Origin of the sequence: Lacihabitans soyangensis (assembly GCF_024343775.1) — a bacterium.
In the GTDB taxonomy this organism is placed as follows: domain Bacteria; phylum Bacteroidota; class Bacteroidia; order Cytophagales; family Spirosomataceae; genus Leadbetterella; species Leadbetterella soyangensis.
The window spans coordinates 93957-115963 of the sequence record NZ_RJUF01000005.1 but is presented as its reverse complement, the minus strand read 5'-3'; the positions used below and the strand labels follow the sequence as shown (position 1 = coordinate 115963).

Here is a 22007-nt window from a genome sequence, read left to right as displayed (position 1 = left end):
AAAAACGAATGATGTTTTCCGTATTTGTCATAAACAAGGGCTGAGATTGCGATCAATGTTGCGATGATTCCACTTAAACTACCATTCGAAAAAGCGGAAATAATTGCTATTAACAAAAGCACAGTTCCGAAAATATAGGCATTTCTTAAGCTTATCCTTCCACTGGGAATTGCTCTTTCAGGCCGCTCGATTTTATCTAATTCTAAATCAAAAATATCATTAAAAACTATTCCGCCACCGTACAGACCAATAGTAGAAATACATAAAAGTATTACCCCAAACGGATTTATTTCGGTTAATGGAGTCGCAAAACTCGCTATTGCTACTCCTGCCAAAATATCGGCAATAGCTGTGATGATATTGGCGGGGCGACAGAGTTGAAGATATGCTTTTATGTTCAAAATATACTTAGCTAATAAAAATAGAATTTTTGTCCACTCTCGGAATCTGTCCGCCTCTTAAAACGGTATTTCCATTGAATTTTAGACTTTGATCGATTACTTGTGGTGTCTCGAAGTCCGCCACATTTATTTGTCCACTTTGAGCAAAGGCATCAATGGCGTTTTGGTAGCAAACCATTTTTATAGCTTCATCTGAAATTCCCCTGATTTTCATCAAGGCGGCTGTTTTTGGCACTGCCAATGGATCGCTTATACCCCAGTCTGCAGCAGAATTTATCATGATTCGTTCTGGCCCATACTTTTTTACGAGTTCTACCATGCGTTCATTACCCATTTTAGTGAAAGGGTAAATGGTAAATGCCGCCCAAAATCCTTTGTCCAGAACACTCTCCACGGTTTCTTCATTGTTATGGTCGATGATTACCATTCCTGGGTCAATGGCGTGCTCCAAGGCAATGGACATGCTCAATTCTGTTCCTTTCTTTTTGTCTCTATGCGGCGTGTGTACTTGCACAGGTAAGCCAGCCTCTTTTGACATTTCTAACTGCTGACGGTAATATTTTTCCTCTGCAGCGGTTTGGTCGTCAAAGCCAATTTCTCCAACGCCTACCACACCTTCTTTGTATAAAAATAAAGGCAAGATTTCCATAACTTCCTCAGCAAGAGCTTCGTTGTTGGCTTCTCTTGAGTTCAATCCTATGGTGCAATAATGCTTGATGCCAAATTGTGACGAACGAAAACGCTCCCAGCCTACCAAGCTGCTGTAGTAATCTTTGAAAGAAGCTAAACCTGTTCGAGGTTGCCCGAGCCAAAAGGCCGGCTCTATAATGGCCACTACGCCTGCATCTACCAGGGCGGTGTAATCGTCCGTCGTCCTGGATGTCATGTGAATATGCGGGTCAAAGAATTTCATACCTTTCACATAGTCCATGTAGTTGGCCTGTATGGTTTTTGACATTTCTAGTTCTTCAGCAGTACCTTCAAAATGAGAAGGGTTTTGTTTTATTTCTGATTCTTTTTGGCACATTTCATTAAGGAATTTCAATAAGTTCTTTCTACACTTCTAAAGCACTCCAAGAGAGATTTTTAGCTTTTTCGTCTAGTTCAATATGTTTTATTAACTCACTTTTTGCGAGTGGGAATTCACTGTTTTTACAAACTAAGGCAGCCGCCAATTGGTCATTATCATTTGTGGAGGCAAAGAGTTTTTTGATATCCTCCAAGATTATTTCATCTAAAAAATTAGTAACCAACCGCCACGCTTGCGGAGGAATGGTACGGCCTGCCGCCCAGCGTTCATGTGCAAGATTAGAAATGGAAATCGCCAACTCTTTATTGGGTCTTTCGTCCAATCCTTGTATTTTGTGTATCGGTTTGTCATTAAAAATACACTTCAGAACCAACTGATTCCAAGCTAATTCTGAGAAATAGGTCTTTGCGTAAGGATTGTCGAATGCAATGGCATCAAACACCACTCCTATGTTGGTTCTTACGGCATCGGTGGCTCGTAAAAGCCAAGATTCAGGATTTTCGAGAAGTGCCAAAGATGAAATTAGGGCTACAGCCTCGTTGTTTTCAGCAGTTTCAAAAAGGGTATTTAGCGTTTTGATGTAGATTTCTATGTCTGAATTATCTAAACAGACCAAAAAATAAGCACGCACTAGTCTGTCTAATGTCCAAGTTTCAAAACTAATGCCTCGGAGCGTGATATCGGAGTTGACCGGCGTCTTACTGATAAACCTTGGAGTAGCTACAAACGCGGTCTGCATAGATTGTAAACTGCCATTGGCTTTTGTTTCAATCCAATCTTGTTCTTTTTGAGAGGCATTGACCTTAATAATCTCAAAAAGATTATCCTTTAAATCCATTTTCTTGTTGTACGATTGCTCGTTTTATTACTTCTTTATTGTACTCAAATATAGCAGATAAACTAAATATTTGGACAACTAAATAGATAAAAAAAGCTAGTTTGTAGAGATATTCCGCAGGTATTGATTTGGTAAGACAACGAATAATAAAATGCTCACAAAATCATGGAATAAAACCAGATTTTTGGCAGAATTAAGCTTTATTTCATCGCTTGCTTATTTGCCGAAATTTTTAAAGTTGAAATGTTTTTTGGTAACCTGAACATCGATATGGTCGGAGTCGCCAAGTAGGAATCCCCACGCTTTAAGCGAGTCGGAGGAATCAAATATAACCTTGATGATGGCCGTAAGGGGTAATGCCAAAACCAATCCACTGATTCCCCAAAGGTTACCAAATAGGAGTAAGGATATGATAGCCGCAAGAGAGTTTATGCTTACTTTGTTGCCTATTATAAAGGGAGTTATGAAGTTGCCTTCAAGGAATTGTATCACAAAAAAAGAAGCAGCAACACCCAACGGATACCAGTAAGAATCTTTGGTTATTAGGGCTACTAATATGGGTAATGCTGAACCAATAGCTATGCCGATATAAGGAATCAGCACCAAAAAGGATGCAAAGAAGCCAAAGAAAAGAGCATGTTCTATGTCTAAGAAATAAAGTGCCCCCGTATTTAAAATACCAACAATAAGAATAACCAAAAGAAGCCCTACGATATAGTTTCTCACCACGCCATTTATTTTATTAATGGTATTGGATATGGTATGCTTACTGCTATTTCGCATTAGTTTATACACAAAAGTCTTGAGGAAGTCTCTGTACAGCAAGAACAAAAAAATGTATAGGGGTAATAATGAGAAATTTATAAGAAAACCCGAGGTGGTGCTAAGTGTTTGTCCGATCAGTTTGGTGCTATTTTTTAATACCTCCGTCATATATTTTTGACTTTCTGCCACCAATTGGTTTTGATTGATGTGGAGATTCCGTCTCAGAAGTTTTTCAATGGCTGTAATCCAAACGGTGCCTTTTTTCTCTATTAAAGGGATTAAGCTTTCCAACTGGATTATCTGAGTGTACGAGAAATAGATAATAGAACCCAATAATGATAAAGCCACCACAATAGAAACTAAAATAGCCAACGGTCTTGGAAAATGGTATTTTTCAAGAAACCTTGATATCGGAAATAGCAAGAACGAAAGAAGTCCAGCAATTATGAAGGGTATAAAAATATCTTTCAAAATATACAAGGCATAAACCACAATTACCAAAATTATCAATGCGAAAGCAGCATTTTGAATAGGGAATAAGCCTTGTCTTTTTGTCATGATTCGGTTTCTTTTAGTTTCTTGTTGTAAATTCTTTGCGATACCAATATACTGATTTCGAATAAGATATATAATGGAATGGCCACCAAAACCTGGCTAATCATATCCGGAGAAGGTGTAATAATGGCCGCAACTATGAGTATTATAACGAAGGCATGTTTTCTATATTCTTTCAAAAATGCAGGAGTAACTATGCCTATACGGGTTAAAACTAATATTGCCATAGGAAGCTGGAAGGTTACTCCACAGGCTAATGTAAGTGTGGCTAAAACAGAAATGTAAGACTGAATATCAAATTGATTTTCAATACTAGGATCTATCTGAAAGTTTACCAAAAAGTTAATGGCGAAAGGAGCTACTACATAATAGCCAAACATAATACCTAAGAAAAACAAGGTAGTCACAAAGAAAACCGAACCAGTGGCCGCTTTTTTCTCAGTAATCTTTAAACCTGGTTTTATAAATCTCCATATTTCCCAAAAAACATATGGAAACGCCACCAAAAGTCCCACTATAGCAGAAGCAGTAAGCTGCATCATAAACTGCCCGGAAACCTCACGACTCATTAGCGAGAAGTTGAGTTTTTCGACGCAAAGGCTGGGAATACCCACTTTATTTCCTAACTCACAAAGTTTTCTGTATGTCCAAAAGTCTGGCCTTGAAGGAGCTAGTATAATGAGGTTGAATATTTTACCCATCATGACCCAAGCCACAATCATAAAGATAAGTATGGCCGCTACAGAACGAATAATATGCCACCTAAGCTCTTCTAAATGCTCAATAAAGGTCATTTCCTTTTCGGCATGCTCACCGTTTTGTTCGTCTTCGTTGTCGTCGTAATGTATATAAGGAGATTGATCTAAGGGCATTTGTTTGATTTCTTTATGCAAATGTAATAATTTAATACACTTCTTTAAAACAAAATACCCCATCTAAACATTCAGATGGGGTATTTTTTAGTCTAAAATAATTATTTGAAAAGTGGGAATGCTTTCATCCACTCATTAACTTCATTTCTTACACTTGTGATCACTGACTCATTGTCATGATTCATTAATACCTTGTCTACCAAGTCAACCACTCTTACAAAATCACTTTCTACCAGTCCGCGTGTAGTCATGGCTGCAGTACCAACTCTCATGCCAGAGGTTGTCATGGCTGTGGCATCATCAAAAGGAACCATGTTTTTGTTAACTGTTATGTCGGCTTTGATAAGTGTATTTTCTGCCAATTTACCTGTTAATCCTTTCGGACGAAGGTCTATAAGTGCCAAGTGGTTGTCAGTTCCACCAGATATCACACTGTAGCCTTTGTCCACAAAAGCTTGTGCCATGACCTTGGCATTTTTCTGAACCTGTACGGCATACGCTCCAAAGCTATCTGACAGGGCCTCGCCAAATGCAACTGCCTTAGCTGCAATGATATGCTCCAATGGGCCACCTTGTGTGCCAGGGAAAACACCCGAGTCCAAAAGTGAGGCCATCGATCTGATTTTTCCTTTCGCAGTAGTGATACCAAAAGGGTTTTCAAAATCGTTTCTCATCATTATTACACCGCCTCTGGTTCCTCTTAGGGTTTTGTGAGTGGTGGTGGTCACGATATGACAATGATCAAATGGATCTGCCAAAAGACCTTTGGCTATAAGGCCGGCAGGGTGGGAGATATCTGCCAAAAGTACTGCACCAACTTTATCTGCTATGGCCCTAAGTCTCGCATAATCCCAGTCTCTTGAGTAAGCCGAAGCACCACAAATAATCAATTTTGGTTTTTCTTTGGTGGCAGTTTCTTCAACTTTATCCCAGTTTATAAGTCCAGTTTCTTTTTCAACACCATAGAAAAATGGCTGGAAGTATTTTCCAGATATATTTACAGGAGAACCATGAGACAAGTGGCCGCCATGTGACAGGTCAAATCCTAAAATTTTGTCGCCCGGTTGTAAACAAGCCAAAAATACGGCCATGTTTGCTTGAGCACCAGAGTGTGGCTGAACGTTTGCCCACGACAATTTGAAAAGTTCTTTTAGTCGATCTATTGCAATCTGCTCCACTTCGTCAACCACTTCACAGCCTCCATAGTACCTCTTTCCAGGCAATCCCTCGGCGTATTTGTTGGTGAGCACACTACCAGCGGCTTCCATAACTTGTGGTGAAACAAAATTTTCAGAGGCAATCAGCTCAATTCCATGTAGCTGTCTGTTATGCTCTTTTTGAATTAAATCAAAAATTTGATTGTCTCTGTTTGGCGTAGAATTCAATACTGACATTGATTAATTTGATAATTTAGATACTCGATTTTCTGTGCCGCAAAATTAAAACTTCTTTTTCGAGAAACGCGTTTAGTGTCTTTTTTTTTTGGAAATTATGTCAAAAAAGTATTGGCCTAAGGGCTAAATTTACAAAATGGGTTTGGGGTTAAATACTTGAAAGTCTTTTTTTTGCGTGTACTGAAAGCACTGGATGCTGAGTAAGTAAGTAAATTGTTGACAAACGAAGCAGTATCTTAAAGTCCTGTACAGAAATTTAATGTTGTGCCGGCATAATTGGGTAAGTCAAATAGTTTTATTAGTTTAGCACAAAACCTATATACCTATTAAAATTTTCTTAGCGGAGTGACAGATTCAGATCTCCATTCAAGGCCTAGGAAAGAGTGACCCAATTAGCTATGAATATCATTATTAACTTTATCGAGCAGCTTCGTACGGTTCTCTCAGAGCCGGTAACTTCGCTAACAGATTTGCTCTTGTCCATAAGTTGTTTCTACTTTTTTTTCAGTATTCAAAAACTAAATGACAACTGCAGTAGCCAATCTCATTGGCTTAAATTCTATCTTTTTCTTGGTTTTTCTACATTACTTGGTGCTCTTTCACATGGTATTTTTGAAAGACATAATAATGCCTTTTACAATTCCGTATGGCTAGTCATGCAAGTCACGGCCGGTTTTTCTACTTTTTTTGCTCAAGCTGCTGCATTTGGAGAGTTAAAGAATGAAAATGTGAGGAAATGGATGCTTGGGCTTTCCATATTTCAGATGTTAATCTTTTTACCTTCGGTTTTTTATTTCTTTGATTTCAGAGTTGTAGCTGTCAATTCGCTCATAGCTATGACCCAAATGGTGGTGGTGTTTTTTCCTTTAAAATTAGAAAACTGGGTACACCGAACCTACATCAGTTTTGGTTTTATAATTTCTTTTTTGACCATTTATGTGCATGCCCAGAAATTGTCGTTCTCCAAATGGTTTAACCACAATGACATCTCTCATGTAATCATGTATGTGAGTATATTATTGATATTCAGGGGCATAAAGTATCAGAGTAAGTCTCAAGCTGTGGGCTAAATCAATTTTTGACCAATAAATTGCTTAGTGCATTTTCGAGATACTCATATTTAAACTCGAACGGGAGTGTTTGTGAGTTGTAAACTCTACTGCTTCCTAAAACTACCACCGACATTTCTCCTAAAATCATTTTGAGTATAAAAGCTGGAGCATTGGGCAGAATTAATTTCTTTTTCATGACTTCGGCAGCCAATCTTGTGAAGTCTTGGTTGCGAACGGGGTTTGGAGCCACCCCATTAATGGTGCCTTTTATGTCTTCGTTCACAATGGATTGGTAAAATATTTCCACAATATCATCAATATGTATCCAAGACATCCACTGTTTGCCTGAGCCAAGAGCCGTGCCAGCATAATATTTTATGGGTTTGGTGATTTGTGGTAATGCACCGTCTTCAGCATCCAAAACTACTCCAGTTCTGACCTTTACTAATCTGAGGTTCTTTCTTTTTGCAAAATCTTCCTCTGCTTTTTCCCACTTTACACAACACTCGGCCATGAAATCGTTTCCATGAGGAGAGTTCTCGTCATTTTGCGTTTCGCCAGAATCTCCGCCATAATAGCCAATTGCTGAACCTCCAACGATTGCCTTCAACGAGCTTCCTGCATATTTTTTACCAATAAGCTCTATGGATTTTACTCTGCTATCTATAATTTCCTGTTTCCTTTCTGAGGTCCATTTTTTGTCTGCAATACCTGCTCCGGCCAAGTGAACGAGCACTTCTATACCTTCAAAAGCTTTGCTATCAACAGATTGACCGTCCCATAGGAATTCTTTGGCGGCACTGGTATGGGTGATTTTGCGAGTAAGAATGTTTACCTGATGACCCTCGGTCAACAGTCTTTTTGTAAGTGCCTTGCCTATCAAACCGCTACCTCCTGTTATTAAAACTCTCATCTTTTTTTATTGAGATAAACATTGTGCCGATAGGTATTGTTTCGAAAATCAAAACACTTTGGGTTAATTTTGTTTTAAAAAAAAGGAGCATTTCTGTAAAGGAAATGCTCCAAATTAGAATTTCGTATTTTCTTATTTCACTGAAACTTCATCTACAAATAGCCATGCTGGGCTTCCCTTTCCAGGATGATCTTCCGGAAGTTTACCATAATTTTCTGCTACTATTTTCAGGTACCTTGCGTTGCTATTGCCCACCGAAATATTGAGCTGCTGAACAAAATTCTCTTTCTTTACGGCCGAACCCAACTCCATTTTCTTGATTGATTTAAAAGTTTTGTTATCGTCTGATACAAAGATTTCAATGTTTTTTGGAGGCATTATCCATGAAGCGTAAGCCCCTTGAAATCCCACTGAAACCGTATTGAAAAATGTTTTTTGACCAAAATCCATCGTGAAGTCAAAATTTTCGCCCTGAAAACCAACCCAAGGGTCGTTGCTATTGTTTTCGCCTCTTATACCATTTGTAAGTGCATACTTTTCGCCGCCGTTATATTTTTTTGGTTCTTTGCTCAGGCTGTAGGTTTTACCGGTAGACTTCGAAATTACGTATGATTTCATGGTTGGTGCCCCCAACATTTGTCCACTTTTGGTGAAATAAGCCGCAGCTATGGTTCTATCGCCATCTATTGTGATTTTTTTGGCATCAGAATATACCAGAGATTTCTCATTCGGTTTGGTGCCATCCATTGTATATCTAATGATGCCATTTTTATCGTTAGAGCTCAGCGAAACCAAGGGCTGATTCAGGCTGTTTTTAGAAGTTGAAAACGCCACACTGTAGAATGCTTTGGAGTAATTTACTGCCAGTTGGTCAAGTCTTTCAAAATGTTTGGTCATGCGTTTGCTGAAATCCTCAAAGTTTTTTTCCTTTGAAGACCATCCTATTTCGGCAGTAGCTAGGGCTCTTGGGAAAAGCATATATTCGGCGTGTTCAGGTTTAGAGATATACTCTGTCCACAAATTGGCTTGCACGCCTTTTATGTATTTTGATTCCTCAGCCGTAAGTTCGGGAGCAAAAGGCTCAAAAGAATAGGTCTTTTCGATTGGCAGGAAACCTCCGATGGCCAATGGCTCACTAGAAGCACTACCTTGGTAATAATCTAAGTACATGTGGCTGTTGGGCGACATTATAACATCGTGTTTTTGCTTGGCCGCGGCAATGCCACCGTCAACCCCTCTCCACGACATTACTGTAGCATTCGGGGATAAACCTCCCTCCAATATTTCGTCCCAACCTATAATTTTTCTTCCTTTCGAGCTTACAAATTTGTCGATTCTTCGAATAAAGTAACTCTGAAGTTCGTGTTCATCTTTCAAACCTTCTTTTTTCATTAAATCTTGACAGAACTGTGAGTTTTTCCAGGCTATTTTAGGACATTCGTCACCGCCTATATGTATGTACTGGCTTGGAAATAAGTCGATTACTTCCGTTAGTACATTTTCTAGGAATTCAAAAGTTTTCTCATTTGGGCAAAAAACTCTTTCTTCAACACCCCACTCGGTCCCGACTTCGTATTGCTCGCCTGTGCAGCCTAGCTCTGGGTAGGAGGCAATTGCAGCTAATGCGTGGCCCGGCATTTCGATTTCCGGTACAATGGTTACATACTTTCGCTGAGCATAAGTCACCAAATCCCTGATTTGATCTTGAGTGTAGAATCCGCCATGGGGTTTGCCATCGTATTTTTGGTCTCTATGGTGGCCCAGCATTGATTCCTTTCTAACAGAACCAATCTCAGTTAGTTTTGGGTATTTTTTGATTTCTATTCTCCAACCTTGGTCTTCGGTTAGGTGTAGGTGAAGTGTGTTTAGCTTGTGAAAAGCTATAACATCAACCAGTTTTTTGATGAATTCTACTGGATAGAAATACCTGCCAACATCCATCATTATTCCTCTGTATTCAAACCTAGGTTTGTCTTTTATAGTGCATTCGGATAGTGTTAGGCTAAGGTTTGGTTGAGTCGAACTACTTAAAATTTGGCTTGGAAAAAGCTGCAAAAGTGTCTGAAGGCCATAAAAGTGCCCAATTGGGTTAGATGCCGCAATGGTTACTCCAGTTGGAGTTACTTTTAGATTATAGCCTTCTTTTTCTATTGTCTGATCTTTCGAAAAAACAATCTTATTGTTGCCATTTGCAGAGCCAATATCAATCGGTTTGTTAGAAACAATTTTCAGTCTTATGGCCAATTGTTCGGCCACATCGCGAGCTTCGGTGTTGTTAGACTCTACTACGATTTGAGTGGCAGAATTTATCGTAAACTTCCCCTTTCCTTGGGTAATGCTCTCGGGTTTTGGAATTATGGATATAGCGTTTTGTGCAAAACTCCCAATGGAAATTAGGCAAACAAGGAGCGTTTTTTTCATTTAAATGCTTATTAGGATATTTCGTGCAAAATAACGTATTTTTAAATATTAAATTATTTTAAAAATGAATTTTATTCATTCTAAACGGAAATCCGCAGTCTTGATATTTTATTTCATAATATTATGGCCTAGTTTGTCTCTTTTGGTTGTTAGATAACCCTCATTGTGTGGGTTCGACTCAATTTCGATTGGAACACAATTTACTATTTCTAGCCCATAGCCCATTAATCCTACTCTTTTTTTAGGATTGTTTGAAATCAAATTGATTTTTGAAACACCGAGGTTCCTCAAAATTTGAGCACCAACACCATAATCTCTCTCATCTGCACTGAAGCCCAACTCTAGATTGGCTTCCACAGTATCTCTGCCTTGTTCCTGGAGTTTATAGGCTTTTAGTTTGTTCAAAAGGCCAATTCCTCGGCCTTCTTGGTTCATATAAACAATTACTCCTTTACCATTTTTTTCGACCATTTCCATGGCTGCATGGAGCTGTTGCCCGCAGTCACACCTACAAGATCCAAAAATATCGCCCGTAACACATGAAGAATGAACTCGGGCCATAATAGGTTCGTCTTCTTCCCATGTGCCCTTGACCAATGCCAAATGAAGCTGGTCATTGTTTATTTGCCTAAAAGCTATCATTTCAAAATTGCCCCATTCTGTAGGCATGTTTACGCCTATTTCGCGTTTTATAAGACTTTCTTTTTCTAGTCGGTAAGCTATTAAGTCTTTGATGGATACCAATTTAAGGTCGAATTTGTCGGCTAAAACTCTGCATTCTGGTAAACGGGCCATAGTGCCATCTTCGTTAAGAATTTCTATCAAAACTCCTGCAGGATTTAGGCCTGCCAATTTTGCAAAGTCTATGGCGGCCTCTGTATGGCCAGTTCTACGCAATACACCGCCTTCGGCAGCTATCAGCGGAAATATGTGCCCCGGTCTACCCAAATCTTCAGGTTTGGTTACTGGGTTTACGAGTGCTTGAATGGTTTTTGAGCGATCCGAAGCGGAGATACCAGTTGTACAGCCCTGTCCAAGTAGGTCGACCGAAACAGTGAATGCCGTTTCATGTTCTGCCGTATTTTTTCTTACCATGGGGTCGAGGCCCAGTTCTTTGCATCTTTCGGCTGTCAGAGGTGCACACATAAGTCCACGTCCTTCTTTCACCATGAAGTTTACCAACTCAGGTGTTATTTTTTCTGCAGCACAAATAAAATCCCCCTCATTTTCGCGGTCTTCGTCATCCACGACGATAATAACCTTGCCATTTTTTATATCCTCTATCGCCTCTTCAATGGCATCTAGTTTTATCTGCTGCATTCCTTATTTTTTTTACAAAGTTATCAATAAAGATTTAAGTAGTAAACTATTTAGATGTCGCAAAGTGTAATGGCCTTAGTGAGGGAGCCTATTTTGTCAGGATTTTTGGGAATAAACTCTTGCCCAACAAAACCTTGGAAGCCAGTAGCAGCGATTGCCCTCATAATTGCTGGATAGTTGAGCTCTTGTGTTTCGTCTATTTCGGCTCTACCAGGTACTCCGCCAGTATGATAATGACCAAAAAACTTATGGTTTTCGTTTATGGTGCGTATGATGTCTCCCTCCATAATTTGCATATGGTAAATGTCAAAAAGTAACTTGAAATTTTCAGAATCAACCATTCTACAGAGTTCAACGCCCCAGTCTGTACTATCGCACATATAGTTCTTATGATCTATTTTGCTATTGAGCAACTCCATAACTAGGGTGATTTTTTTCTGCTTGGCATATCCAATTATTTTTGAAAGTCCCTCTGCACAGTTTTCTAGGCCTATCTCGTCGTCGAGACCCTCTTCACGGTTTCCTGAGAAACAGATTATGTTTTTATACCCTGCTTTGGCGGTTTCATCTATCAAATATTTATACCATTTTATCAGCCCTTGGTGATGCTCCGTTCTATTCCAGCCCTTTGTTATTCCCCATTCTTGACTCGAAATCGATACCATCGAGCAGGGAATGTTGTGTTTTTTCAATACTGGAAACTGATCCAGTGAAATCAAATCGATGGCCGCAATACCGATTTTCTTTATTGCTCCTGCGAATTCATCAAGCGGAATGGAGTTGTAGCACCATTTGCATACCGAATGTTTAATTTTCCCATTGAGCATGATGTCCTCTTGATCAATCATCAGCGGTAAGCTAAGACCTGAAAGAAGTATTTTTTTAATGGTTTCTCGCCGAGCAATAGAGTTTTCCATGATATAATATTTAGATTTGCCCCGAAATTTAAAAAAAACCTTCAGGAAAACTGAGATTTTGAAAACTTGATTTTGAGTTTTAAGAAAATTTTTCTCGGGAAATTGAACAGATCATGAGTAAATTATCAATGGACGAGCTCAACCGACTATCGGTAGGAGACTTTAAGAAGTCAGAAAAGAGCAATTTTTGTCTTATTCTGGATGACATCAGAAGTATGGCCAACGTGGGTTCGATTTTTAGAACAGCAGATTGCTTTTTGGCTTCGAAAATATATTTGTGTGGTATTACTGCTCAGCCGCCACATCGAGAAATCGAAAAAACAGCTTTAGGAGCAACAGATTCTGTTTTGTGGGAGCATGTTGTTGATGCTGTTGAACTTATTCGGCAGCTAAAGTCTGAAGGTTGGAAGATACTGCCTTTAGAACAGGTAAGAGATAGTGTTTCGTTAGATAAATTTTATCCCGAAAACGGTCAGAAATACGCTTTTGTTCTAGGAAACGAAGTCTTTGGCGTAAAACAAGAGATAATTGACTTGGCAAATATGGTTGTAGAAATACCACAGTTCGGTACCAAACATTCTTTTAATGTAAGTGTTTCTACGGGTATTTTACTTTGGGATTTTTATTCAAAAATCAATGGAAATGAACGTGTTAAGCCCATGTAGTTCATTTTTAGGATTCTTTTTCCCGTAATCTTTTTGGCAGAGAGGTCAATCTCAACTGGTAGCTTAAGGGTTTCGAAAGTTGTTTCATATTCTTTCTGGCCTAAGTCATTGTATATCGACACTATCACATTTTGAAGCTCTCTGTCCGCTGCAATTTTTACTTTTCCATCGCTCACTGGGTTGGCATATACACTGATACCGAAGAGGTTTCTATCCTTAGTAATAGACAACTGCGATGATACTCCAGACTTACATTCTAAAACTCTATTGGTGGTGGTTAATAATGATTTAACTGCTTTTACGGAATATAACCCGTTGGAGTTTACAAATAAATCTGGTTGGATTTGTGAGGTCAGAGGATTATTATCCAAAAACCATTCGAATTTTTGTACGGGCTCTAGTTCAATTGCTTTGACCGAGAAAGGTCCAGTTTTTTCGATATTCGGGGTTTTTGGATTTGATAAAAATCTGTATTTCAAAGTATCCGATTCTGGTGATGGACAGTCATAATTACTGTATAAAGTTACTTTTATCGGGATCTTCTGGTTATCGGTAATACTCAATTCTTGCGTTTTTTGTCCAGTGCTCCATACTACATCGTGGTTTTGAGGATTAAAGACTTTGAATTTAATGATATTTCCAAGACATTCATATCCATCCGAATTGAGGAGGTCTATGGTTGGTTTTTGAGGTGCATTTACAAAAACTGGGAACAAATCATTGGATTTTGGAGATAAACAACCTTGTGCAGAGCGATAACTGGCGAAATATTGTCCAACCTGATTGGCATTTATTTTATTAGCAATCAGACCATTGTTCCAATTTACCTCATACTTTGATGGATTGGCCTGTAATTCAACCGATTTTCCAACACATCCAACTATACTGACACTCGGAGTGATTGTCGGAGCAATCTTTGGATATACGCTGCCCACCTTAATCTGATTGGTGTAGATAAGGTTGCTGTAGCCGTCTCGAAGTATGGCACTTATTTCACCATCAGAAGCATTCAATTGGCTATTAGAACTGTTGTTACTCCAGAGGTAACTTTGATAAATTTTGTCAAATCTAAAATTCACCTCTGTTGAACTCAAACAGTTATATTTGATTTCTGCAAGGCCTTTGGCCACTACTGGCGAAATTTGAGAAAAGAAATTATTGGTCAGAGATAGGTTCCAAGCATCTGCCAATTGGCTAAGTCCATTTACACTGCTGTTGTTTTCGAAATGTGCTCCGTCAGGCCTGAATGGTTGAATGTCGTCAGTTGTAGGGCCGGCCCACACGCTTTCTATGTTGTTTATTATATTGTTTTGTGCAGAAATTATAGATGGGTAATTGATACCTTGAAACCTCGAAACTCTTGCCACAACCCAAGGGATTTTTTCGCCTACGTTGTTGCGGGTTTCTTGAATCAAATCGCGGAGGTTATTATAATAGTTTTGCTCGGTAAGTCTTGAAACACCATCAAATTCGCCTTGATGCCACAAAATAGCCCTCATCCCATAGATACTTAACATAGAGTGTAACGTTCTACGCAGAGCATGATATGGCATGAATTTTTCGAATTTTTGTCCGGTAAACAAATGATAGGTGTCTTTCCCGGAAATGGAAGATAGCCAGTTTTCTGTCGAAGTTCCTGAAAGAGCGGCATTATAAAACAATACCGGAACGTTAAGCTTTTTTACCAGAAGATCGCCCAATTCTCCCCAACACCAAGCTGAGTATCCTAGTGGGCCAATGTTTGTGTTGCTACCTAAATTTGTGAATTTATCAATTGTTAAGGTGGCCGGAAAATTTTGAATCAGGGCCGTTCGGTGGTCGAAGTAATTGGGTTCAAACGCCACAACTCGCTCATCGGTAGCAGCTTTGGCGTTTATATTATTACCATCACCTTGTGCATTTGATTGACCAGCAATTACAAATACTTCGCCTATGCCAACTCTCTCCACTGACTTCGTGAAGGTTATCTGTTCGCTCTGAACGGCTCGTACTTCTAATCTATACCACCCGCCACTGCCCTCTAAAGAACCTGTGAAACTAAGCCCATCTATGACATTGTCTATTACTTTCCAGTCTGTTTGCTGGCCTTGATTGGCTATTCTCGGTACAAGTCTTGCTTCTACACGATCTGCGTCTTGATCCAGTGTACCGGTGATATAAATGTTTCCTAAGTTGTTGTTGTTTCTTTGAAAAACAGATTTTTCGTAAGGGATTTTTATATTTATCTGGGCATTACATAGCATTAGGCCCAGCAAGTAAAAGCTGACAATACTAATTAAATACTTTACAGGTTGATACATTTATAGTTTTGAGCTGGTTAATAGATTGTAATATTATAGTCCGTTGAATTGTTTTAAAAATCTTACGTCATTTTCAAAAAACAATCGTAAATCGTTGATACCATACTTGAGCATAGTTATTCTCTCAATTCCCATACCAAAAGCAAATCCAGTGTATTCTTCGGGGTCTATGTTGCAGTTGGCCAATACATTTGGGTCCACCATTCCAGAGCCGGCTATTTCAACCCATCCCGAATGTTTGCAAATATTGCAGCCGTCTCCATGACAAATAAAACAAGTGATGTCGATTTCTGCACTTGGTTCTGTAAAAGGAAAGTAGCTTGGTCTGAGTCTGATTTTAGTGTCTTTACCGAACATTTCTTTGGCAAAATGAAAAAGAGTGTCCTTCAGGTCTTTAAAACTTACATTTTTATCAACATAAAGCCCTTCTACCTGATGGAATTGGCAATGTGCTCTGGCTGAAATCGCCTCATTTCTGTACACTCTACCGACCATTATGGATCTTATAGGTGGTTTTTTATACTCCATTAGTCTTATTTGGACATTAGAGGTATGTGTTCTCAGCAATAAGTCGTCTTTGGTTACTTCGTTTTTTTCTACAAAAAAAGTATCCTGCATTTCTCTTGCAGGGTGGTTTTCAGCAAAATTCAAGGCAGAAAAATTGTACCAATCCGTTTCGATTTCGGGGCCATCCTCGGTGTTGAAGCCCATTCTAGCAAATATTTCAACAATCTTCTGTCTTACAATGCTTAGTGGATGCAAACTTCCAATTTGATTCTGGATTTCTGGGAGTGTAAGATCTAAAACTTGAGATTGGTTTTTGGGAGAAACATTTGCAATATTGTTAGCTGAAAGCTCTACATGTACCTCTTCCAGTCTGTTTTTTAAATTGTTGAGGGTTTGACCAACCAAACGCTTTTGGTCGCCGCTTATTTTTTTAAAGTCCTCAAAAAGCTCGTTAAGAACGCCCTTTCTACTTAAGTATTTTAATCTAAAGTCTTCGTGCGTCAATTTTTTTTCAAGTAAAAATTGTTCTACTTCAGTAAATATATTTTCTATTTTTTCAATCACTCCAATTTACTTTAAACCGCAAAGATAATATTTTGTATTCTATTTTGCCTTATTTAAAACCCAAGAAAGTGGATTTTCTACAAAGCTTTTTTTGAAGTAAACTTAACACTAAAAATGCACCAAAAATTGCAGTAGGTAAAAATACCTGTTTTGCTAGGTGAAAATACCTGATTTTGGGAATTAGAAAATGATTAAATAGTTGAATAACAAATATTTATCTTATTATCAGGAAATGTGGAGTTTTTCAAACTGAAAATTATAAATGAACTTTGTGTCAAGTAGATTTTTTCTGAATCTCTTGATCTGAAACAACACAATTCCGTCATAGCGATTAGATATGGCCTTTGAATACTAATTTTTATAAAACTGTCGCCTAACTTAGTCCATGCTTTTACAATCCAGTAGTTGATTTTTCCTAATCGATTTACTGGATTTTTTTATTCTATTATTTTGTACAACTCTTTCGCCTTTTTTCTTGAGTAATAGTTGAAATGCCACCACTCGCTGGTTATGGGTTCAAAGCCTGCGGACTGCATCACTTTCCGGAGTAACTGCCGATTTTCTAATTGTTTTTCGGTTAAATTCCCCTGTTGAAGCATTTGGTTTTCGAGTCTTGGATAGGCCAGGTGGCCAAAGTAGTCGTATTTTGTGCCCATGTCTAACGCTTCCTTGGTTTCGGAATTGTAAATGGATAGATCAACTGCACAACCGAAGTTGTGTATCGAACCTTCCAATGGGTCTGCCACAAAATCCTTTCGTTTTTTTGGTGGTAAGCTATCTAGTTTATTCCAAAGGACTTTTTGAATTTCTATAGGTCGTGCAGCATCATAGATAATTAGCCTTAAATTCGGGTGAGTTGCCATAAGGGCTTCGTTGGCCGCCTTTAGGGCTCTGGCTGGTTTCTCCTGAAGATAGGCATTCTTCAAAATGCCATAAACATCCTCGCCAAAAAAATTATCTGTACTGCTGTACTTTAAATCTACCACAAGTGAGCTGTCTAATTTTTGAATGTTTACCAATCCTTGGTTCTGCATAGAAGACTCGTAGTCTGACATTTCTAAAGATATAACTATCTCTGTCGAGTCCTTATCTTGATGTTTTTCTGAGCCAGAGTTTGTGTTTTCCGTACAACTTACTGTTAGTAGGAAACTTAATACAATTTTCAAAGCCTTCAAAAGAGGTTTTTCGAAGTTTATGCTCATGAATTTTCTGAAGGTTCTAAAGTTTGAATTCGTAAATATCGTAAAATATCCATTAGAAATATTCCGAAATCTAAGATAAAAAACTAATTTGCTTCTTTTATAAAACTACCCGCTAAGCATGGTTCTGAATTATATCTGGATTGGTTTTTTTCTTGTTGCTTTTGTTGTTGCACTTATTAAGTTGATTTTTTTCGGCGACACCGAAATTTTTAAAATTATAATAGAAGGAATGTTTGATTCAGCTGAATCTGCGGTTATGAAGTTAGCACTTCCTCTTGCTGGCGTGATGACCTTCTTTTTGGGTATTTTGAAGCTCGGTGAAGAGGCTGGGGTTATTAGGCGTCTGGCCAAAATTATAGCACCTTTTTTTAGTAGGCTTTTTCCTGAGGTGCCGAGAGATCATCCAGCTAATGGACAGATGATTATGAATTTTTCGGCTAATATGCTCGGTTTGGACAATGCTGCTACGCCTTTCGGTTTAAAAGCGATGCAGAGTTTGCAAGAGCTTAATCCTAAAAAAGATACTGCCTCGAATTCCCAAATCATGTTTATGGTTTTGCACAGTGCCGGACCAGTGCTAATTCCTATTTCTATAATGGCTCAGCGTGCTATTTATAAAGCTGCTGACCCATCTGATATTTTTATTCCGGCACTGATATCTGTTTATGTAGCTACTCTGACTGGTTTGCTTTTTGTAGGTATCAAGCAAAGATTGAATTTCTTTGATAAGGTACTCATGTCTTGGCTGTTGGGAATTACTGGATTTATCGGTTTTGTTTTGTGGTATTTTTCTAGTTTGCCAAAAGAAGAAATTGAGGTGGTTTCGAAGGTGGTGAGCAATTTGGTTTTGATGACCTTTATTTCTGGATTTGTAGGTGGTGCATTATACAAAAAAGTAGATATTTTTCCGACTTTTATTGAGGGGGCCAAAAGTGGTTTCGAAACCGCCGTCAAGGTAATTCCGTATTTGGTGGGTATGTTGGTGGCCATAAGTGCTTTTCGTAATTCTGGAGCCTTGAATTATGTGGTAGATTTTCTCAAATGGTTATTTAGTTTTACAGGTATCAATACTGACTTTACCAATGCCTTACCAACTGCTTTGATGCATCCATTGAGTGGTAGTGGTTCCCGTGCGATGATGATAGAAACAATGGAACAATATGGGGTAGACTCTTTTGAAGGAAGGCTTTCAGGTGTATTTCAGGCATGTTCCGATACCATCCTTTACATACTTGCCCTTTATTTTGGTAGTGTGAGCATTAAACATACCCGTTATACATTGGTAGCTGGTTTACTCGCAGATTTGGCTGGAGTAATCACAGCAATTATAGTTTCTTACATATTTTTCTATTAATCAGTGCCTCCTTTTGTAACGCTGCCTGATTTCATCTCGTGAGCATGAGCTGTTACTACAGCCTGTGTTTGTCAAACTTTGAAACAAAAATCCAACACCCAAAATGTAAAGAAAAACATTGTGAGAAAAATATATAGCTGCCACCAATAAAACAATTGAGACTGCTAAATGGCTAGCTCGGAGTATAGTCCAGTTTTTTAATATGTTATCCATTGAGGAAATATGTTCTAACTAGAAACAGAATTTTGCTCGAAAAGATTTTTAAAAAGTAATAAATGCTAAAATATTGTTAAAATGCTTTGGTTTTTTGAATTTGTAAAACTGATGTCGTAAAATTGAATTGTTCTTGAAGTCTTGAAAATAAACCAAACAAAAAATAAAATGAAAGCTATGAAAATTATGATATTACTACTTTCTGTAGTATTAATTTCTTGTTCAAAATCAGGGAAAAAGGCCCTTGAGTCAGGGAAATATTATGAGGCAGCCTTACAGGCGATAGATAAACTTAGAAAGGACAGTAACAACGACAAAGCCCTCGAAGTATTACCAAACGCTTATCAGTTAGCTCAAGAGGATCTTTTGAGGGATATTAGTAGGGCCAAATTGGCCAATCAACAATTTAAATATGAAAGAGTTGTTGATGATTATGCTAAGTTGAACGAATTACATGATAAAATAGAAAAATGTCCATCGTGTAGAAAAGTAGTTTCGCCTGATTCATATTTTAGAGAGTATGAAGATGCAATGGAATTAGCCGCTACAGAAAGATACGAGTTTGCAGATGCTATTCTAAGAAAAGGAACAATTGATGCGGGCAGAAGTGCCTATGACAATTTCAGTGAGTTGGCCAGATATGCTCCTAATTACAAAGATGTTAACGCAAAAATCGAGGAGTCTTTATTTGTGGGGTCATATCATGTGGTGGTAGAACAACCGAATATCAACTCTAAAATGTATCAATACAGTAATGATTTTTTTAGGGGCAAAGTTGACGAATTTCTACAGACCAACAGAAGATTAAATAAATTTATAAGGTTTTATCAACCTGCTGAAGCCAAACAACTCAAACTCAATCCTGACCATGTGGTTCGTTTGGAATTTATTGAGTTTGTAGTTGGAGAGACAAATTTGAAGTCTGAAAAAATTAATGTCACCAGCAAAGACAGTGTAAAAACCGGTACTGCCAAAATAGGAGGGAAGAATGTCGACGTTTATGGATTGGTTAACGCCACCGTCACAAGAAACCATAAGTCAGTTCGTTCGAGAGGGTTACTTTCTATGGAAATTTATGATTATAAGTCTAAAAAGGTTTTGCTCAGAGACCAACTTCCAGGAGAGTTTATTTGGGATAACAAGTGGGCATCATTTAACGGCGATGAAAGAGCCTTGTCGAAATTGGACCTTGAGGCAGTAAAGTTTAAAGAAGAAATGCCGCCGCCCGCTCAGCAGTTATTTATCGAATTCTGCAAACCCATTTATGATCAGTTTTCTACAAGAATAAAGCGGTTTTATGATAAGTATTAAAACAGAAAAGGTCGAGATTGCTCTCGACCTTTTTTTGTAAATATCTCACTATTTTTATAAATCTTCAAAATTGAAGGATTCCAAAAACGATGTATTGAACTTGCCAGACTTAAACTGTTCGTCGTCCATCAGCTTTAGGTGGAACGGTATAGTGGTTTTAATTCCGTCAATAAAGAATTCTTGAAGAGCACGTTTCATTCTCACAATAACCTCTTCACGACTTCTGGCTGTCACAATAAGTTTGGCTATCATGGAGTCGTAATTAGGAGGGATAGTGTAGCCTGCATATACGTGCGAGTCAACTCTTACGCCATGACCACCTGGCCAGTTTATTTGCTTTATTTTGCCTGGGCTAGGTCTGAAGTTTTGTGTTGGGTCTTCTGCGTTTATTCGACACTCCATTGAATACATTTTAGGGAAATAATTTATCCCAGAAATAGGTATTCCGGCCGCTACTTTTATTTGCTCTTTTATAAGGTCAAAGTCCGTAACTTCCTCAGTAATTGGGTGTTCTACTTGAATCCTGGTGTTCATTTCCATAAAATAGAACTTGCCGTGCTTGTCTACAAGAAACTCCACAGTTCCGGCCCCTTCGTATTTTATGACTGTAGCTCCAGCAATGGCTGCTTTGCCCATTTCTTCTCTTAGTTCATCAGATACCACTGGTGATGGTGTCTCTTCAACTAATTTTTGGTGTCTCCTTTGGATTGAACAATCTCTTTCTGAAAGGTGACAAACCTTACCGAATTGGTCACCAACTATCTGGATCTCAATATGCCTTGGTTCTTCAATGTACTTTTCTAGATAGAGTCCGTCGTTACCAAATGCTGCTCCAGATTCCATTTTGGCGTCATCCCAGTTTTTCTGGAATTCTTCCGAGCTTCGGATGATTCTCATTCCTCGTCCTCCACCGCCTGCTGTTGCCTTAACAATTACAGGGTAGCCAATTTCCTCAGCCAAAGCAATACCTTGCTCCACAGATTCTAAAAGTCCTTCTGAACCAGGAATTACAGGTACGCCAGCTTTTTTCATGGTCTCTTTCGCTGTGGCTTTGTCACCCATTTGGTTGATTTGCTCCGCAGTAGCTCCAATAAATTTTATCTTGTAGTCTTCGCATATTCTTGAAAACTCGGCATTTTCAGACAGGAAGCCGTACCCCGGATGGATGGCATCGGCATTCGTAATTTCCGCAGCTGATATAATACTTGGAATGTTGAGGTATGACTGCTTACTTGATGGCGGCCCTATACATACCGCTTCGTCTGCAAAACGTACATGAAGACTTTCTTTATCAGCAGTAGAATAAACTGCTACAGTCTTTATGCCCATTTCTTTACAGGTACGTATAATACGAAGAGCTATTTCGCCTCTGTTGGCTATTAATATTTTTTTGAACATAGCTTTTGGTTTTTG

Annotated in this window: 18 protein-coding genes; 4 read left to right on the top strand and 14 right to left on the bottom strand. The window is 38.5% G+C overall.

Translation table 11 applies throughout. The annotated features are described in order from the left end of the window. From EGI31_RS03975 to glyA, 6 genes are all read right to left on the bottom strand, one after another. Nucleotides 1–401, bottom strand: a 401-nt coding sequence (locus tag EGI31_RS03975) for a UbiA family prenyltransferase (RefSeq protein WP_255035859.1), incomplete at its 3' end; no start/stop codon positions are given. 7 nt (nt 402–408) lie between these two features. Next, nucleotides 409–1428 carry a TatD family hydrolase gene (locus EGI31_RS03970; protein ID WP_255035858.1) on the bottom strand — a complete coding sequence of 340 codons (1020 nt, stop codon included), beginning with the start codon at nt 1426–1428 and terminating at the stop codon, nt 409–411. Nucleotides 1429–1456: 28 nt separating this feature from the next. Further along, nucleotides 1457–2269, bottom strand: a complete 813-nt coding sequence (locus EGI31_RS03965; RefSeq protein WP_255035857.1) for an EboA domain-containing protein — start codon at nt 2267–2269, stop codon at nt 1457–1459. A 216-nt stretch (nt 2270–2485) separates the two neighbouring features. Next, complete coding sequence (locus EGI31_RS03960) at nt 2486–3592, bottom strand: AI-2E family transporter (RefSeq protein WP_255035856.1); 1107 nt, start codon at nt 3590–3592, stop codon at nt 2486–2488. Then, a complete protein-coding gene (gene tatC, locus EGI31_RS03955) occupies nt 3589–4461 on the bottom strand; it encodes a twin-arginine translocase subunit TatC (protein ID WP_255035855.1) in 873 nt (290 codons plus the stop codon). The genes EGI31_RS03960 and tatC overlap by 4 nt, the downstream gene beginning before the upstream one ends. 101 nt (nt 4462–4562) lie before the next feature. Next, nucleotides 4563–5855 carry a serine hydroxymethyltransferase gene (gene glyA / locus EGI31_RS03950; RefSeq protein ID WP_255035854.1) on the bottom strand — a complete coding sequence of 431 codons (1293 nt, stop codon included), beginning with the start codon at nt 5853–5855 and terminating at the stop codon, nt 4563–4565. Nucleotides 5856–6253: 398 nt separating this feature from the next. On the opposite strand from glyA, the gene EGI31_RS03945 reads away from it, so the two are divergent. Further along, nucleotides 6254–6925 (top strand): DUF6962 family protein, encoded by a 672-nt coding sequence (locus tag EGI31_RS03945; protein WP_255035853.1) that lies wholly within the window; start codon nt 6254–6256, stop codon nt 6923–6925. A 1-nt stretch (nt 6926) separates the two neighbouring features. Here EGI31_RS03945 and EGI31_RS03940 read toward each other — a convergent pair whose 3' ends face one another. From EGI31_RS03940 to EGI31_RS03925, 4 genes are all read right to left on the bottom strand, one after another. Further along, nucleotides 6927–7820 carry a TIGR01777 family oxidoreductase gene (locus EGI31_RS03940; RefSeq protein ID WP_255035852.1) on the bottom strand — a complete coding sequence of 298 codons (894 nt, stop codon included), beginning with the start codon at nt 7818–7820 and terminating at the stop codon, nt 6927–6929. Nucleotides 7821–7952: 132 nt separating this feature from the next. After that, nucleotides 7953–10241: a glycoside hydrolase family 20 protein gene (locus EGI31_RS03935; RefSeq protein WP_255035851.1), complete on the bottom strand. Its 2289-nt coding sequence runs from the start codon at nt 10239–10241 to the stop codon at nt 7953–7955. Nucleotides 10242–10349: 108 nt separating this feature from the next. Then, complete coding sequence (locus EGI31_RS03930) at nt 10350–11561, bottom strand: bifunctional 3,4-dihydroxy-2-butanone-4-phosphate synthase/GTP cyclohydrolase II (RefSeq protein WP_255035850.1); 1212 nt, start codon at nt 11559–11561, stop codon at nt 10350–10352. 50 nt (nt 11562–11611) lie between these two features. Beyond that, nucleotides 11612–12478: a hydroxypyruvate isomerase family protein gene (locus EGI31_RS03925; protein ID WP_255035849.1), complete on the bottom strand. Its 867-nt coding sequence runs from the start codon at nt 12476–12478 to the stop codon at nt 11612–11614. Nucleotides 12479–12591: 113 nt separating this feature from the next. Here EGI31_RS03925 and EGI31_RS03920 point away from each other — a divergent pair, with 113 nt between their 5' ends. After that, nucleotides 12592–13143: an RNA methyltransferase gene (locus EGI31_RS03920; RefSeq protein ID WP_255035848.1), complete on the top strand. Its 552-nt coding sequence runs from the start codon at nt 12592–12594 to the stop codon at nt 13141–13143. On the opposite strand, the gene EGI31_RS03915 is transcribed toward EGI31_RS03920, so the two are convergent. From EGI31_RS03915 to EGI31_RS03905, 3 genes are all read right to left on the bottom strand, one after another. Then, entirely contained in the window at nt 13101–15443 is a 2343-nt protein-coding gene (locus tag EGI31_RS03915) for a sialate O-acetylesterase (protein ID WP_255035847.1), read from the bottom strand. The two genes, EGI31_RS03920 and EGI31_RS03915, sit on opposite strands and share 43 nt — an antisense overlap. Before the next feature lie 33 nt (nt 15444–15476). Then, nucleotides 15477–16514 carry a phenylalanine--tRNA ligase subunit alpha gene (pheS, locus tag EGI31_RS03910; RefSeq protein WP_255035846.1) on the bottom strand — a complete coding sequence of 346 codons (1038 nt, stop codon included), beginning with the start codon at nt 16512–16514 and terminating at the stop codon, nt 15477–15479. A 437-nt stretch (nt 16515–16951) separates the two neighbouring features. Further along, nucleotides 16952–17716, bottom strand: a complete 765-nt coding sequence (locus tag EGI31_RS03905) for a M15 family metallopeptidase (RefSeq protein ID WP_255035845.1) — start codon at nt 17714–17716, stop codon at nt 16952–16954. Between the two features lie 118 nt (nt 17717–17834). On the opposite strand from EGI31_RS03905, the gene EGI31_RS03900 reads away from it, so the two are divergent. Beyond that, nucleotides 17835–19070: a spore maturation protein gene (locus tag EGI31_RS03900; RefSeq protein ID WP_255035843.1), complete on the top strand. Its 1236-nt coding sequence runs from the start codon at nt 17835–17837 to the stop codon at nt 19068–19070. Nucleotides 19071–19451: 381 nt separating this feature from the next. Beyond that, the gene (locus tag EGI31_RS03895; protein WP_255035842.1) at nt 19452–20594 is read left to right on the top strand and encodes a hypothetical protein; all 1143 of its coding nucleotides are present in this window, start codon (nt 19452–19454) and stop codon (nt 20592–20594) included. Between the two features lie 54 nt (nt 20595–20648). Here the strand turns inward: EGI31_RS03895 and accC are convergent, their stop codons facing one another. After that, the gene (gene accC, locus EGI31_RS03890) at nt 20649–21992 is read right to left on the bottom strand and encodes an acetyl-CoA carboxylase biotin carboxylase subunit (RefSeq protein WP_255035841.1); all 1344 of its coding nucleotides are present in this window, start codon (nt 21990–21992) and stop codon (nt 20649–20651) included. Nucleotides 21993–22007: the final 15 nt, after the last annotated feature.

What these genes read in the sequence shown, in the direction of transcription:
- EGI31_RS03970 (WP_255035858.1), bottom strand. Translation starts at nt 1,428, where the DNA reads ATGTGCCAAAAAGAATCAGAAATAAAACAAAACCCTTCTCATTTTGAA.
- EGI31_RS03965 (WP_255035857.1), bottom strand. Translation starts at nt 2,269, where the DNA reads ATGGATTTAAAGGATAATCTTTTTGAGATTATTAAGGTCAATGCCTCT.
- EGI31_RS03960 (WP_255035856.1), bottom strand. Translation starts at nt 3,592, where the DNA reads ATGACAAAAAGACAAGGCTTATTCCCTATTCAAAATGCTGCTTTCGCA.
- tatC (WP_255035855.1), bottom strand. Translation starts at nt 4,461, where the DNA reads ATGCCCTTAGATCAATCTCCTTATATACATTACGACGACAACGAAGAC.
- glyA (WP_255035854.1), bottom strand. Translation starts at nt 5,855, where the DNA reads ATGTCAGTATTGAATTCTACGCCAAACAGAGACAATCAAATTTTTGAT.
- EGI31_RS03945 (WP_255035853.1), top strand. Translation starts at nt 6,254, where the DNA reads ATGAATATCATTATTAACTTTATCGAGCAGCTTCGTACGGTTCTCTCA.
- EGI31_RS03940 (WP_255035852.1), bottom strand. Translation starts at nt 7,820, where the DNA reads ATGAGAGTTTTAATAACAGGAGGTAGCGGTTTGATAGGCAAGGCACTT.
- EGI31_RS03935 (WP_255035851.1), bottom strand. Translation starts at nt 10,241, where the DNA reads ATGAAAAAAACGCTCCTTGTTTGCCTAATTTCCATTGGGAGTTTTGCA.
- EGI31_RS03930 (WP_255035850.1), bottom strand. Translation starts at nt 11,561, where the DNA reads ATGCAGCAGATAAAACTAGATGCCATTGAAGAGGCGATAGAGGATATA.
- EGI31_RS03925 (WP_255035849.1), bottom strand. Translation starts at nt 12,478, where the DNA reads ATGGAAAACTCTATTGCTCGGCGAGAAACCATTAAAAAAATACTTCTT.
- EGI31_RS03920 (WP_255035848.1), top strand. Translation starts at nt 12,592, where the DNA reads ATGAGTAAATTATCAATGGACGAGCTCAACCGACTATCGGTAGGAGAC.
- EGI31_RS03915 (WP_255035847.1), bottom strand. Translation starts at nt 15,443, where the DNA reads ATGTATCAACCTGTAAAGTATTTAATTAGTATTGTCAGCTTTTACTTG.
- EGI31_RS03905 (WP_255035845.1), bottom strand. Translation starts at nt 17,716, where the DNA reads ATGAGCATAAACTTCGAAAAACCTCTTTTGAAGGCTTTGAAAATTGTA.
- EGI31_RS03900 (WP_255035843.1), top strand. Translation starts at nt 17,835, where the DNA reads ATGGTTCTGAATTATATCTGGATTGGTTTTTTTCTTGTTGCTTTTGTT.
- EGI31_RS03895 (WP_255035842.1), top strand. Translation starts at nt 19,452, where the DNA reads ATGAAAGCTATGAAAATTATGATATTACTACTTTCTGTAGTATTAATT.
- accC (WP_255035841.1), bottom strand. Translation starts at nt 21,992, where the DNA reads ATGTTCAAAAAAATATTAATAGCCAACAGAGGCGAAATAGCTCTTCGT.